Origin of the sequence: Shewanella woodyi ATCC 51908, assembly GCF_000019525.1 — a bacterium.
GTDB classification, from domain to species: domain Bacteria; phylum Pseudomonadota; class Gammaproteobacteria; order Enterobacterales; family Shewanellaceae; genus Shewanella; species Shewanella woodyi.
Window position 1 is genome coordinate 1,615,187 of the sequence record NC_010506.1, and the last position, 14,312, is coordinate 1,629,498.

General features: G+C 43.7%; 10 protein-coding genes. 5 read left to right on the plus strand and 5 right to left on the minus strand.

Annotation, left to right across the window (positions count from 1 at the left end):
- The first annotated feature begins 47 nt into the window (after nucleotides 1-47).
- The 3 genes from SWOO_RS06490 to SWOO_RS06500 all read left to right on the plus strand — a co-directional run bounded on the left by SWOO_RS06490 (nucleotide 48) and on the right by SWOO_RS06500 (nucleotide 3,977).
- Nucleotides 48-2,087: a hybrid sensor histidine kinase/response regulator gene (locus tag SWOO_RS06490; protein ID WP_012323913.1), complete on the plus strand. Its 2,040-nt coding sequence runs from the start codon at nucleotides 48-50 to the stop codon at nucleotides 2,085-2,087.
- A gap of 117 nt (nucleotides 2,088-2,204) precedes the next feature.
- Nucleotides 2,205-3,299 carry a response regulator transcription factor gene (locus SWOO_RS06495; RefSeq protein ID WP_012323914.1) on the plus strand — a complete coding sequence of 365 codons (1,095 nt, stop codon included), beginning with the start codon at nucleotides 2,205-2,207 and terminating at the stop codon, nucleotides 3,297-3,299.
- A gap of 132 nt (nucleotides 3,300-3,431) precedes the next feature.
- Nucleotides 3,432-3,977, plus strand: coding sequence for a hemerythrin domain-containing protein (locus SWOO_RS06500; RefSeq protein WP_157582089.1), 546 nt, complete (start codon nucleotides 3,432-3,434; stop codon nucleotides 3,975-3,977).
- A 296-nt stretch (nucleotides 3,978-4,273) separates the two neighbouring features.
- Here SWOO_RS06500 and SWOO_RS06505 read toward each other — a convergent pair whose 3' ends face one another.
- From SWOO_RS06505 to SWOO_RS06525, 5 genes are all read right to left on the minus strand, one after another.
- Complete coding sequence (locus tag SWOO_RS06505; RefSeq protein ID WP_012323916.1) at nucleotides 4,274-4,459, minus strand: DUF3545 family protein; 186 nt, start codon at nucleotides 4,457-4,459, stop codon at nucleotides 4,274-4,276.
- A 226-nt stretch (nucleotides 4,460-4,685) separates the two neighbouring features.
- Entirely contained in the window at nucleotides 4,686-6,323 is a 1,638-nt protein-coding gene (gene pgi, locus SWOO_RS06510) for a glucose-6-phosphate isomerase (protein ID WP_012323917.1), read from the minus strand.
- A gap of 15 nt (nucleotides 6,324-6,338) precedes the next feature.
- On the minus strand, nucleotides 6,339-7,295 hold the full coding sequence (gene tal / locus SWOO_RS06515) for a transaldolase (protein ID WP_012323918.1): 957 nt from the start codon (nucleotides 7,293-7,295) through the stop codon (nucleotides 6,339-6,341).
- 269 nt (nucleotides 7,296-7,564) lie between these two features.
- On the minus strand, nucleotides 7,565-8,668 hold the full coding sequence (locus SWOO_RS06520; RefSeq protein ID WP_012323919.1) for an OmpA family protein: 1,104 nt from the start codon (nucleotides 8,666-8,668) through the stop codon (nucleotides 7,565-7,567).
- Between the two features lie 243 nt (nucleotides 8,669-8,911).
- Nucleotides 8,912-11,278, minus strand: a complete 2,367-nt coding sequence (locus SWOO_RS06525) for a phosphoketolase family protein (protein ID WP_012323920.1) — start codon at nucleotides 11,276-11,278, stop codon at nucleotides 8,912-8,914.
- Between the two features lie 431 nt (nucleotides 11,279-11,709).
- On the opposite strand from SWOO_RS06525, the gene SWOO_RS06530 reads away from it, so the two are divergent.
- Together SWOO_RS06530 and yaaA are read left to right on the plus strand one after the other, a co-directional pair.
- The gene (locus SWOO_RS06530) at nucleotides 11,710-13,167 is read left to right on the plus strand and encodes an alanine/glycine:cation symporter family protein (RefSeq protein WP_012323921.1); all 1,458 of its coding nucleotides are present in this window, start codon (nucleotides 11,710-11,712) and stop codon (nucleotides 13,165-13,167) included.
- A gap of 129 nt (nucleotides 13,168-13,296) precedes the next feature.
- Nucleotides 13,297-14,067, plus strand: coding sequence for a peroxide stress protein YaaA (gene yaaA, locus SWOO_RS06535; RefSeq protein WP_012323922.1), 771 nt, complete (start codon nucleotides 13,297-13,299; stop codon nucleotides 14,065-14,067).
- The last annotated feature ends 245 nt before the right edge of the window (nucleotides 14,068-14,312 follow it).

Genomic DNA, 14,312 nt, shown 5'->3' on the forward strand with positions numbered 1-14,312 from the left:
TAACATAAAGTTAATTAAAAAGATGGCCTAGGGTAAAGGTAATTGGAATGGACTCTACAGCGTTTAAAGAATTCTCTCAAACGGATCTTAATCCTTTGTGGCCTAGATTACTGGCTGAGTTAGGAAAATTACAGGCTGATTTTATTAATGGGGAGGATGTTCTGCTTCCCCTCTGTCGAGTCTTAGCTGAGCTCAGCCAATCCCAAGCCGTATTAATATTCCCTAAAGACAGATTCGATTCTGAAGATATGCCAGCGTGCACAACCTGCTGGTGCCGCGATCCTGTTCGCTATTTAACCCTATGGAAAGAGGCCAAGGAATGGCCATTTATGAATCAGGAACCCACTGTTCATCGCTGGCAATCGTTTGTTATCTGGCCGGCTAAAAGAGTCAATATTCAGATATTTTTCCACTCAGCAAGTGAGGAGTGGTTGTCATTTCTATTATCGTCAAATGAAACGCTGTCAGAGATCATCATGGGGATGTTGGCTCAACAATCCGGTGAAGAGCGGGAGAGTGTAAGAGCTCGAGTGACATCAACAATTGACACTGAGATGTTCCAATCGATCGTAAGTAACAGTGAAGATCTTATTCTTGTGGCAAGTCGGTCACCTTTTGGTGTACCTAGCATCATGTACTCTAACGCTGCAGCGACCAGTGTCAGTCACTACCCCAGAAGCCAGTTGATTGGTAAGCCTATTACGATGTTATTTGAGTCTGGACTGGAGGGTGATGAGGAGAATCAGTTACTGCAAGCGATTAACTGCCGCACCGATTTCGATGGTGAACTTGTCTGCACAACAGCAAATAATGAGGAAGCTTTACTGCATATGCACTTAGTCGCACTGGAGGAGACGAGTGGGCATGGCAGTTTATTTGCTTTGGTTGGTCGGGATATCACCGAGCAAAAGCAGTTACAACATATCATGGCTAGAACTCAAAAAATGCAAGCTATGGGGCAGTTGGTGGGAGGTATAGCTCATGACTTTAATAACATATTGGGTGTGCTTAAGGGAAATCTAGAGTTATTGGAGTTAAAGATCACAGAGGAGAAGCTACTGCGTTACCTTAAAAATGCGTTTAAAGCGTGCCAAAGAGGTACCGATCTTACTCGGCGTTTGCTGCAATTTTCAAGGCAGGAGCAATTTAGCGCGCATCACTGTCAAGTTAATGAGGTGATTGGTGGCATGGAAGAGCTGCTAGGTAAATCACTCACGACCCAGATAAAGCTAAAAACGGAAGTGAATAAAGATATTGCAGATATCTATGTTGATCGCGGCGATCTAGAAGATGCGCTTCTTAATCTGGTGTTAAACGCTAAAGACGCGATGGGTGGAGAGGGAGATATCTTGATTAAAACAGATATCACCTATTTGAGTGGTTTACTCCCTGGCATAACAGGGAGCCCTCAGGTTGAAGAGGGACAGTATGTCACTGTGTCTGTGACTGACTCTGGTTGCGGGATCCCCGCCCATCTTTTAGAGAAAATCTTTGAGCCTTTTTTTACCACCAAAGATAAGAGTAAAGGCACCGGACTTGGATTATCTATGGTGTATGGCTTTGTTAAGCGCTCTAAAGGTTATATGAGCGTGATGAAATCCGATGAGCAGGGAACCGAGTTTTGTCTTTGGTTTCCTGTGACTAAGCAAGCAATAGTCGAAGAGATAAAGAAGGATGAGCGGATAAAGGTGCCTGTGGTCGCGAGTAAGCTTAAGGTATTGATTGTTGACGATGAAGTTGAGCTGCTCAATGTATTAAAGGATTACTGTGAATTGTTAGGAATGGAAGTTGAGTCCTGTAATGATCCTTTAGAGGTGAGAAGACGCTATAGCAGTGGCCTAGGGGATATTAAGTTATTGATCACCGATGTGTTGATGCCAGGTGGGATAAATGGTTATGAACTGGCTAAAGAGCTATCGGCAGATGCTGAGCTTTCCGTGTTGCTGATATCGGGCTTTATCGGTGATATCGGTATCAATAAAAATGAAGATATGCCCTATCGGGTGTTACATAAGCCCTTTGATCTGGAGGGACTTGTGGACTCTCTTGAGCAGGTGGGGATTGAGTTTACTTGCGCTAGTGAGTAGGTCTCAATCTATATCTTGAAGCTGTTTGGGTACAAGTGTTTCAAGTGGCTACTGGTGAAATAGCGTTTAATTTTTGGGTTGTGTGCAGTTAAAGCTTATATAAGGAGATAGAGGGTTATGGCACAAATACGAGTATGGGTTGTCGATGATGATCCGGATTATTGTGAGTTGATATCTGAAGTGTTGAGTGATGATTATCAGGTCACCCTCTTTAATGATGCTAATTCATATCGTACAGCGTTGGAGCTAGAGACACCTGAGCTTATTCTGATGGATATCAATCTCCCTGATGTGAGTGGTATTGAGTTATGTCAGGAGTTGATGAATTCAGGGAAAGATGTGGCAGTCATTTTTGTGTCGGGCATGAATACTCTCGAGGAGAGACTGAGGGCTTATGAGGTTAGCGCCGTTGACTTTATCGCTAAACCTTTCGAGCTCAAAGAACTTCAAGCAAAGGTGCAGGCGGTTGCTTCATATCAAGCTAAGAAGCAATCTCTGGTTCAAGCTGAGTCTATGTCGAGAAATATGGCGTTTCAATCCATGACTGAGTCATCGCAATATGGCGCTGTTTTGCAGTTCTTTAGACAGTGTTTTCTCTGTAATGATTACCAGAGTTTAGCCGATGCTTTCTTTGAGTTGATGCAGCAGCTTAATCTCAGTACCTGTTTAGAGATCCGTGATATGGAGGTGCACTACTTTGCGCCCCAAAATGCAGAGATCAGCCCAATTGAAGCCAATATTTTAGAGCTTCTTGATAAGCATGGTCGCCTATATGATTTTGGCAGCCGAACCATATGTAATGATAAGCATGTTTCGTTTTTGATTAAAAATATGCCGATGGATGATGAAGTTCTATATGGGCGATTGCGGGATGTGATTGCGGTTATTGTTGAGGGGCTTGAGGCGCGCGTTATGGATATCGGTCGTCAGAAAACCCTTGAACATGTTTTTAAAGAGATCCAAGGGCTTTTAGGGAACATCTCTGGTGCAATTGTTGAGCATGACCAAAAATTTAGTGCAGCTTTAACCGGAGTAACCACAGAGATCCGCAGTAGTTTTCATGTGTTAGATATGACGGAGGAGCAGGAGGATTACTTTGCATCTTTGGTGGAGAGAAACCTGAAAGAAGCCAGTTCGGCGGGGGATGCATTTTATCGCCTACAGGGCTCCCTTAAAACGGTCAGAAACGTGGTTGAATCGAGTGTCTCTTAATGTTGGGGGGATTATCTCCTTTTTAGTTGATCTTAGTCACGTCAACGAGAGAGGAGCTTTTGCTATATTGGGTAATGTTTAATCTATTTACTAGTATTGTACATATAAGGTGTTCGGAATATGGAGATCACTATGCTTGCAAGACTGAACAATGATCATAAACATATCGCAATTTTGCTCAATATTCTGAAGGTGAAATATAGCAGACTAGAGGTTGGCGAAGCTGTTAACTATAACCTGATCAGGGATATTGTTGAGTATATGCAAAGCTATGCAGAGCATAGCCATCATCCTTTAGAGGATATCATTGATAGCTATTATATGGCTAAGTACTCCCCTGAAGCGCGTGATGAAAAGCTAGCTAAAGAGCATCAAAAGTTGACCGAGTTTTCCGCTTCGCTTATGGCGAACTTAAACTTAATTTTAAGTGATGTGGTGGTCTCAAGAGAGCAGTTGATTATCGACCTTAAATCCTATGTTGCTGAGCAGGAGGAGCATATGGTTTATGAGAACAGCACCATATTCCCACTGTGGTCAAAGATGACCGACGAGGAGGATTGGAAAAATATACAGCAGGAGTGCTCCCTTAAGTTGATTGATGACCCTCTGTTTAATGACGATGATAATGTTCTGTTTGAAGAACTTAGAGAGTACATTAATTCAGACGACACAGATTAATAAAACAGAGAGCTGGTTTATTCCCTCCTGATTGACATAAGTGTTCTGACCTCCAGGGTCTTATGCGTTCCATACGTTTTAAGACATTCCCCATATCCCTATGGGTCAGTGGAGGAAATGTCTTAAAGATGTCGGGAACATCTAAGACCAGACACAAAGTCAATTTCTATCCTTGACCTCTAGGACGGAGGGAATGTCATGGAGGTGTCTGGAACACCGACGACACATGGGAAATTGACATAAGTGTTCCAGACACAAAAAAGAGCGCATTATGCGCTCTTTTTGATCTTGATATTTTACATTAGGAGGTTATCAAGTTCACATTCGAAACTTTTATCGATATCTTGTAGCTCTTTAAGTAAGCGATGCTTCTCTTTCAGTGCTTCAATTTCACGCCATTTACGCTTCTTATTGGAGCTTCTTGAGCGACTCGGCCTTTCTACGACTGCATCTAGCGCACTACCATAATCTAGTCGATTCATGGCAACCTCCTGTTGTTGTTATTCTGTTCAACAAATAAATACCACACTTTTAAAATAGTGTGCAAGAGAAATGTTTCATTTGTGTTAATTCAATGTGACCTTTTGATGTTGTTTGAACACTAAAGTTGTAGGTAAGTGTAAAAGATACAAAAGGATGGAGTGTCTGAAATTTGAGAATAAAAAAAGCCAGTAAAAACTGGCTTTTTTCTAAAAATCGACTACGGCGTTAGATTTTGCCTTGTCTGAACATATTTATTAGACCGTTACTGGAGCTGTCTAATGAGGTCGCATCACTGTCAGCACTGAGTCTTTCCAGTACATCATTACCTAAACTTTTACCTAACTCTACTCCCCATTGATCGAAGGAGTTGATATCCCAGATAGCACCTTGAACGAAGGTTCTGTGCTCATAAAGTGCAATGAGTGAGCCTAGTGTTGATGGTGTTAACTTATCCATTAGGATCGTATTACTTGGCTTATTGCCAGGCATAACTTTATGTTTGGCGATCAGTGCTTGTTCGTCAGCTGATAACTTGCTACCTGAAAGCTCATTAAGGGCTTCATCATAGTTACGTCCCTGCATCAGAGCTTGTGTTTGACCAAAGCAGTTAGATGCCAGTTGAATATGATGTTCACCGAGAGGGTTATGGCTTTGAAGCGGCATAATAAAGTCCGCTGGAATAAGCGCAGTACCTTGGTGAATTAACTGGTGGTAAGCATGTTGACCATTGGTGCCTTCTCCGCCCCAGATAACAGGGCCTGTGCTAAAGTCCACATCGGTTCCATCTAAGGTAACTGACTTACCATTACTTTCCATATCAAGTTGCTGGAAGTATGCGGGTAAGCCACGTAGATAGTGATCATAGGTCAGTACCACATGGGATTGAGCGCCGTGGAAGTTACCATAGAGCAGAGAGAAGAGGCCCATAATCACTGGCATGTTTTCAGTCAGTGGCGCTTCTAAGAAGTGCTTGTCCATCTCATGAGCACCTTGTAACAGCGCCTTGAAATTGTCCATTCCAATTAACAGTGCAATTGGTAGTCCAATAGCTGACCAGAGTGAGTAGCGTCCGCCTACCCAGTCCCACATCGGGAAGATGTTTTCTGCATCAATACCAAACTCAGTCGCCTTAGGAACATTAGAGGTGACGGCCACGAAATGCTTAGCCACATCAAGCTGGCTTCCGCCTTGCTTGAGGAACCAATCTTTAGCACTTAAGGTGTTTGTCAGTGTCTCTTGGGTACCAAAAGATTTAGACGACATGATAAACAGGGTTGTCTCAGCATCCAGTGTCTTTAGCTTTTCACAGATAGAGGTGGCGTCAACATTGGCAACAAAATGACAGTTTAGCTCACCAGTCCAGTAGGGTCTGAGTGCTTGAGAGACAATTTTAGGGCCTAGGAAGGAGCCGCCGATGCCGATACTAACGACATCAGTTATTCTCTTGCCTGTATAGCCTTTCCATTGACCAGAGGTGATAGCGTTAACAAACTCAGCCATCTTCTGCTGAGTTTCCTGCACTTCCTGTACAATGTTGACGCCATCAAGCAGTATCTCTTGCTCTGGGCTAGCACGAAGGGCGGTGTGTAAAACAGCGCGCTTCTCTGTGGTGTTGATTATTTCGCCGTTGAACATGCCTGCTATTTTTGATTGTAGCTGAGCATCTTCGGCAAGTTTAAAAAGTAAAGAGAGTGTCTCTTCTGTCGCTCTATTTTTAGAGTAATCCAAAAATAGGCCACAGGCAGAAGTTGACATAGTCTTAAAACGTTGAGCATCACCCTCAAACAGGTCTCTCATATGTGGCAGTGACTGCGTATGAGTGCTTAGTGCCTGCCAGGTGTCGCTCTGGGTCAGTCTGGTCATCTCTTTAACTCCTTTTTAAGAGGTTAGTTTCTCTTTAAGCATTACTTCCAGCTTACCTTGATCGATTGCGAAGTTACGAATGCCTTCAGCTAGCTTCTCAACGGCCATAGGATTTTCATTAAACTCCCAACGGAACTGCGCTTCAGTTAATGGCTCACCCGCTTCTACAGTTGTTTCTGCCGGAATAAGCTTACGTACAACTTCAGTCTGTGAGTTGGCCATCTCTTCAAGAAGAGCTGGTCCAATCGTTAAGCGATCACAACCGGCAAGTTCGATTATTTCACCAGTATTTCTGAAGCTTGCGCCCATAACAACTGTGTTAAATCCATGACGCTTGTAGTAGTTATAGATCTCGGTAACAGAAACAACACCTGGATCTTCGGTTGCTGAATATTCAAGTCCAGTGTCTTTCTTGTACCAGTCTAAGATACGACCAACAAAAGGAGAGATAAGGTAAACACCAGCTTCTGCACATGCTCGTGCTTGAGCAAAGCTAAATAGCAGTGTCAGGTTACAGTTAATCCCTTCTTGCTCAAGCTCTTTAGCCGCACAGATCCCTTCCCAAGTAGAAGCAAGCTTGATAAGAATACGAGATTTATCTATGCCAGCTTCTTGATAGAGCTTGATAAGCTTGTGGGCTTTAGCGATAGAGCCTGCTTTATCAAAAGAGAGGCGAGCATCGACTTCGGTAGAGATACGGCCTGGAACGATTTTTAATATCTCGACACCGATATTAACAGCAAGTTTGTCACCAGCATCTTCTACTTGCTGGTCAATCTGGGAGCTCTGCGTTTTAGCCCATTCGATGGCATTTTCGATAAGGTGTGCATAGTCCGGGATCTGGGCTGCTTTTAAAATTAATGACGGGTTAGTCGTTGCGTCTTCTGGTTGATAACGCTTGATGGCTTCAATGTCTCCAGTATCAGCGACAATGGTGGTGATTGATTTGAATTGCTCTAGTGTATTAGCCATAAAATTACATCCTTCTTAAGAAGCAGCTTAAGGTTTGTGATTTGCAGCAGGTATTAGAAGCGATCTTGATGATAAATCCAACCATAAATGAAAAAAAATTACAGGAAAGTTGCAAAATATCAGTAAAAAGGTTTTTAAAGGATAAGATTGCTTGAAAATACCCACTTAAAATGAGTATCCGAGAGTATAGCTTGTAGCTCGCTATCATTACAGATAAAAAAAGTCGCTGCCAAGGCAGCGACTTTTTTAACCAAAGAGCAAGAAGCGTATTACTTGATTAGGGCTTCTTTTTTCACGCCTGTGACGTGAGCTTCGATACGGCGGTTAGCCTTGTTTGCAGCTGGGCTGCTACCTTCGATGATAGGTTGAGTGATACCGAAGCCTTTCGCTTCTACGCGATCTTGCGCAATACCATATTTTTCAACCAATATCTTAGCAACGGCGTTAGCACGCTTGTCAGATAGCATCATGTTGTACTCAGCTTTACCTACATCAGAGGCATGACCTGAGATCAGCACTGTCGATTTAGGGTGCTGGTTCATGTAGTTCGCTAGCTTCTCAATCTGCTGGTAAGATTCGTTCTTAACCACTGATGAGTTGTTAGCAAACTGAATCGAGCCAACATCACGCTGCTCAGTTGTCTCTTTGTAGATAGTACAACCATTACCATCAACTTGATGAGTTGAAGGTGTATTTGGACATTGGTCCATATCGTCAGTTACACCGTCATTATCTGAATCGACTGGTGCTGCAACGACTGGAGCGACCACTGCGGCTGGAGCAGTACGACCGAAACGGTAACTAAGCTCTAATCCCCAATAGTTGCTTTCCATGTCAAGTGTATTCCACTTGTCATCTTCTAAGTTTTCATAGCGGCGGTATTTAGCCTGTAGCTTCAAATTCTCAGTGATGTTATAACCGACACCAACACCAAAGTAAGGTGCTACGCCGCTGTCACTATAGTACTCAGTGCCATACTGCTTGTTGTTTGATAGCAGGTAGTTCATCGCACCAGCTTCAGCCGATAGACTCCAGCGTTGTGAAAGTGGCATAAAACCAACTAGACCAAGGGTCATACCTTTGGCACCAACATCGTTACGCTTGTTGGCATAGTCTGTCCACTCTCCGCGACCAAGATCACGGTAACCTAGTTCAACACCAAAATAGTCGTTAAATAGGTAACCGCCAAATACGTCCCAAGCGTAAGGATCATCTTTACCACAAACTTTCATGGTTTTTAGATCGCAGCTTGGTTCATAATCGTTAACACCAACACCGCCACCCACATACCATGGGGTCAGCTCTTGAGCTGCATTAGCAGCAAAAGGGAGCATCGATGTCAGCAAAACTGCTTTTAATGTATTGTTCATCATTTTCCAAATCCTTTTCTTGTTAATACTTCCCCGTTACTGCTTATCGATTGATGATGCAGAGCCAACCCTTTGGGAGGGGATTCCTTTGTTTTTGTCGTTGGCGTCACTATTATCCATTGAATTGTGAACTATTTCCAACTTGATTGCGTACAAATAGTGATTTACCACAAGTTTTTTGTATAAAAAAAGGTGTACCCAGAAGGGATACACCTTTTTATTAATTTTACTTAATGAATGCGTTTTTTAGCGAGTCCAGACCCAATTTTCAAGACTAATAGGGTCAACACCGTTAGCTTTGATATAGTTTCTGTGGTCCACGAGACGCTGAAGCATGTCTGTGGTAATGGCCACGTGTTGGGTTTCGTCGATGACGCCTTGCTGGAACAACTTGTAAGCCATATCAATAACCAAGTGGTAACGAGAAGTACCGTTACGAACGCCCATATCAAATGGCGTTGTTGTTGAACCTTCCTCTTCGTAACCTTTGATTCTGAATCTATCACTGCCTTTATAATCAAATACCAACTTCTTAATGGTATTTGGGTAACCGTGATAGTTAAATACCACACCTTTATCGGCGGTAAATACCTCATCCATTAACCAAGGCTTGCTTTGGAAATCCAAGCTACCTAAGCCGCTGCTGGTAAGCTCGGTGACGCTAACAAAGCGAATACGCACCCTTGGCAGTAACTCACGTATGAGTACCAGTGATGCCATCGCTTCTTGGGTGACGTAATCACCACAACCAACGAGTACAACATCTGGGTTTTCATCGGAGGCAAAATCCCAAACCATGACGCCATCTTTTGCTTGTTGGCGTGCTTCATCAAGTGTTAGCCACTGAGGCAAGTCTTTCTTACCCGCAACTAAGATGTTGAGCTTGTCTCTGTCTTCATATGCACGCTCTGTATAAACCAAAGTGCTGTTACCGTCGGCTGGTAGGTAAGCTGAGATGATCTTAGGGTGCTTCTCTAACATTGCGCCGAGGAATGACGGGTTTTGATGCGAGTAACCGTTGTGGTCTTGACGCTCAAGGAGCGATGATAGCACCACGTTACAGGCAGGTACTGGCTTACGGAAGTGTACCCCTTGGCTGGCATAGACATACTTACAGTACTGATCGGCCATTGATGAGACAACTTGTGAGAATGACTCATAAGTTGGGAACATCGCGTGGCGACCTGTCACAGTGTAGCCATGCATCATACCGAAGAGTAAGTTCTCTGAAAGTAGCTCGATAACACGTCCATCACGGGCCATGTCTTCATCCCACTCCTCGATAGGCCACTGCCATGCGCGGTCTGTTTCTTCAAATACTGCTTGAAGTTGATTCGAGTAAGTCTCATCAGGGCTGAAGATACGTAGGTTACGTTGGTCACGGTTGAGTTTAAATGCATCACGCATCCACTCACCCATCTTATACATAGAGAGCCCCCGCTGTCCTCTTGGTGTTTCCGGACCATAAGAGAGCTTTTCAAGGTCTGGTTTGGACAGGGCACGAACGACTTCGCCACCATAGCTTAAGTGTTGACGGCCGCAGCAAAGCTCTGCTGGTGGAATGAGAGATTGGATCTCTTTATCGAAAATTAGCTGGCCTTGTTCGTTGATTGAGTAGAGCTCATTAAAGTTATAGCTTGCAAGCCAAGTATCGAGAGCATCTAAGTGGCCTTTATCTGTGGCGCACTTATTAACGATAACTTGGTGAGATTCGCAGTTACCCTCTAGCTTCTTACCATTATACTGTGAGGTACCTGTCCAGCCTTTTGCTGTACGCATCAAAATCACTGGCCAGCGAGGCTTGACAACATCTTCACCACTGCGTGCACGGGTTTGAATGGCGGTTATCATCTCATAGGAGGTGTCCATGGCTTTCGTCATCTGCACATAGACATCTTCATCGAGCTCATCGTCAACGATGATTGGATGGTAGCCAAGGCCGCGGAACTCAAGATCTAGCTCTTCGTGGCTCATACGTCCCATACGGGTTGGGCCTGAGATCTTATAACCATTAATATGGACGATAGGCAGTACGGCGCCATTGGTTGCAGGGTCAACTAAGCGGTTAGCATACCAAGATGCTGCGAGTGGACCTGTTTCTGATTCACCATCACCCACAAGACATGCTGCAATTAAATCAGGATTATCCAGTACTGCGCCCCAGGCAACAGAAAGCGAATAACCTAGCTCGCCACCCTCTAAAATTTGGCCTGGTGCTTCAGGGTTTGCATGGGATGGGTAGCCGTAAGCGGCGGAGAACTTTTTACAGATATCTTCAATGCCAGTTTCGTTGTATGGAATGTTTTCTGGGTAGAAGTGGCTAAGAGACCCCTCCATAAACAGGTTAGCTTGTACGGCAGGAAAACCATGGCCAGGGCCGACTAAATAGACAAAGGAGCGCTGGTTCTTGACGATAAGGCGGTTGACGTTGGCATAAACAAAGTTGATACCTGGGCAGGTGCCCCAGTGGCCAAGCAGTCTAGGTTTAATATCTGAGTGAGTAAGCGAACGTTTATGTAGTACGTTCTGCTTGAGGTAAATTTGCGAAGTGGCTAGAAAGTTGGTAGCTCGAACAAATTTCTTTAGTGCGCTGATCTCTTGCTGTTGTGACATAAATAACCCCATTTATAGTAAGCAAAAAGTTAATCAAACCTCATGGGAAACACTATATTTGTAATTTTATTACAAAAATGTGTTCTATATCTTGTTTTGCAAAAGTTATAAGTTTTGTAAATTGTTGCTAATTTGGTGGTAAAACCTTTGTGTTATCAGTTGTGAAAGGTGATTTTTAATGTGAACGACCGTGATTTAGGTGTTATGTAAATGGTTAAGTGTGATCGTGATCACGCGAGGTATTTTTAATGGTATGCTATTTTGCGGCATCGAATTCGGTAAGCCTAGCTTTAATTGGCTTAGGAAAGGATAATTAAATAGAAAATTTACCGGTATTCTTTGATCAAAATTGGAAGGAAACTTATAACAAGCCAGATACGGTAAGGTAAAGCTATCAGACCGATATTTGTCATGGGGATAAAAATTAGCTTATGTTTGAAAAATTAATGATGTGGATCGAGTCTGCGATCAACTACACAAATGGCCTGCTTTGGGGCAGTGTGCTTATCTATGTGTTAGTCGCAGCAGGTGTCCTATTTACACTACGCTTAGGTTTTATCCAGTTTCGTTTATTCGGACATGGTGTCAAACTCGTTATTCAAGGGCGTGAGAAGATTGACGGGATCTCCTCATTCCAGGTGTTTTGTACCTCGATGGCGGCGCGAGTCGGTACCGGCAATATGGCTGGTGTGGCTGTTGCTATCACAGTAGGTGGCGCCGGCGCGATATTTTGGATGTGGCTTATTGCTATGCTAGGTATGGCAACGGCCTTTATTGAGTCGACTCTGGCTCAAGTCTACAAAGTCAAAGACAGTGAAGGTCAGTACCGTGGTGGTCCCGCTTATTATATGGAGCGTGGACTGGGCAAACGCTGGATGGGGACTATCTTCTCTATACTGCTTATTATTGCTTTTGGTTTCGCTTTTAACTCTGTGCAAGCCAACACCATGACAGATGCACTTAATAATGCATTTGGTTTCGATAAAACATTCATTGGTCTTGTTATTGTACTTGCCTCTGCTTACATTATTTGTGGTGGATTAAAGAAGGTTGCCAAGGCATCTGAACTGATTGTGCCTGTGATGGCGGTGGCTTACTTAGCGATAGCCTTACTGGTACTTGTCACCAATATCGAGCAGGTTCCTGCAGCACTATCACTGATCGTTAAGAGTGCGTTAGGTTGGGAAGAGGCCGCTGGTGGCGCGATGGGCGCTATGATGGCCGGTATTGCACGTGGTTTATTCTCCAATGAAGCGGGTATGGGCAGCGCGGCTAATATTGCGGCATCGGCGACACCGAACCCTAATCACCCAGCGTCTCAGGGCTTTGTACAGATGATCGGTGTTTTTGTTGATACCATCGTTATCTGTAGCTCCTCAGCTGCGATCATCATGCTCTCTGGTGTACTCGATGCACCAAATGGACAAGAGGGGATAGGATTGCTGCAGTTAGCGTTAAATAATGAGCTAGGTGCTTGGTCATCTTATTTCTTGGCATTTGCGATTATCCTCTTCTGCTTCTCCTCAATTATTGCTAACTACAGCTACGCAGAAAGCAATGTTATGTTTTTAACTAAGAGCAAAAAAGTACTCTTCATCTTCCGCGGCCTAGTGTTAGCCATGGTCATGGTGGGCTCTGTGGCATCGTTAAGCTTAGTGTGGAACTTTGCTGATGTGTCGATGGGATTGATGGCTCTGGTTAATATCGCTGCGATTGTGATGCTCTCTAAGGTGGCCTATTCCGTGATTAAAGACTATGAGCTTCAGCTTAAATCTGGCGTAACACCAACTTTTGATAGCACAAAGTTTCCCGAAATCGATAATTTAGAGGGCGGGATCTGGGTGAACAAAAATCAAAAAACGGCTAAAAGTTCTGCAGAAACGAATTAAGCGTAATTTACTTAGCCCTTTGTTTGGTTAACTGAATTAGTGCAATCTAAAAAACCACGCTTAATAGCGTGGTTTTTTTATGTTGGTATCAGTATGATAATCAGCAATAAAGTTCAATGAGGATTAGTGATGTTAGTTTTAGTTTCACCAGCAAAAACCTTAGACTATGACAACCCTGCGGCGACGACTGAATATACTCTCCCTAAGTTAACTCAGTACAGTGAACAGTTAATCGAGGAGTGTCGTAAGCTCACCCCAGCTGATATCGCCTCACTCATGAAGGTCAGTGACAAAATTGCTGGCTTAAATGCCGCCCGCTTTGAGAGCTGGAGCCCAAGGTTTACCACAGGCAACGCCAAACAAGCTGTGTATGCGTTTCGCGGTGATGTCTACACAGGCTTAGATGCCGACAGTTTATCAGAGGACAGTCTAAGTCGAGCTCAGAGTCAGTTACGCATCTTGTCGGGCTTATATGGCCTATTAAAGCCGCTGGATTTGATGCAGCCTTATCGTTTAGAGATGGGTACACGCTTAGCCAATGCTAAAGGCACCAACCTTTATCAGTTTTGGGGAGATGTGATAACAGATGAAGTTAACGCATCGCTGAAGGAGCAGGGGGATGAGCTTTTAGTGAATCTAGCATCAAATGAATACTTCAAAGCGGTTAAGCCTAAGCTGGTCAACGGCACTATCATCACCCCTGTTTTTAAAGATCGTAAAAATGGTCAATACAAGGTGATAAGCTTCTTTGCCAAGAAAGCTCGGGGCATGATGGTGAGGTACATTCTTGATAATAAGGTCAGTAACCTTGAAGAGCTAAACAAGTTTGATATGGCTGGGTACTATTACTGCGAAGCCGAATCTACGGCTGCTTCACCGGTTTTTAAACGAGAAGAATAATAAATTTGTCGGCCTTCAAATAAAGGCCTATTTCATTTTTTGGGTTCATTTTACTAATATGGTATTTGGAGGTTTACTAAGTACCATAGCTTCATTGACATCTATTGCTTGCAGCATGCCTAATGTGTAAATACTTCTGCGGGACGCTGTGAAGCCATCCTTGGCCGCTCTGCGGTTTCATCCTTGAAACCGAAGCCCACAGCCGTATTCACACCTGACTGTTTATCTCTTCGATGTCGGTTCTT

Coding starts and splice junctions, on each gene's coding strand:
- SWOO_RS06490 (WP_012323913.1), top strand. CDS start 48: ATGGACTCTACAGCGTTTAAAGAATTCTCTCAAACGGATCTTAATCCT.
- SWOO_RS06495 (WP_012323914.1), top strand. CDS start 2,205: ATGGCACAAATACGAGTATGGGTTGTCGATGATGATCCGGATTATTGT.
- SWOO_RS06500 (WP_157582089.1), top strand. CDS start 3,432: ATGCTTGCAAGACTGAACAATGATCATAAACATATCGCAATTTTGCTC.
- SWOO_RS06505 (WP_012323916.1), bottom strand. CDS start 4,459: ATGAATCGACTAGATTATGGTAGTGCGCTAGATGCAGTCGTAGAAAGG.
- pgi (WP_012323917.1), bottom strand. CDS start 6,323: ATGACCAGACTGACCCAGAGCGACACCTGGCAGGCACTAAGCACTCAT.
- tal (WP_012323918.1), bottom strand. CDS start 7,295: ATGGCTAATACACTAGAGCAATTCAAATCAATCACCACCATTGTCGCT.
- SWOO_RS06520 (WP_012323919.1), bottom strand. CDS start 8,668: ATGATGAACAATACATTAAAAGCAGTTTTGCTGACATCGATGCTCCCT.
- SWOO_RS06525 (WP_012323920.1), bottom strand. CDS start 11,278: ATGTCACAACAGCAAGAGATCAGCGCACTAAAGAAATTTGTTCGAGCT.
- SWOO_RS06530 (WP_012323921.1), top strand. CDS start 11,710: ATGTTTGAAAAATTAATGATGTGGATCGAGTCTGCGATCAACTACACA.
- yaaA (WP_012323922.1), top strand. CDS start 13,297: ATGTTAGTTTTAGTTTCACCAGCAAAAACCTTAGACTATGACAACCCT.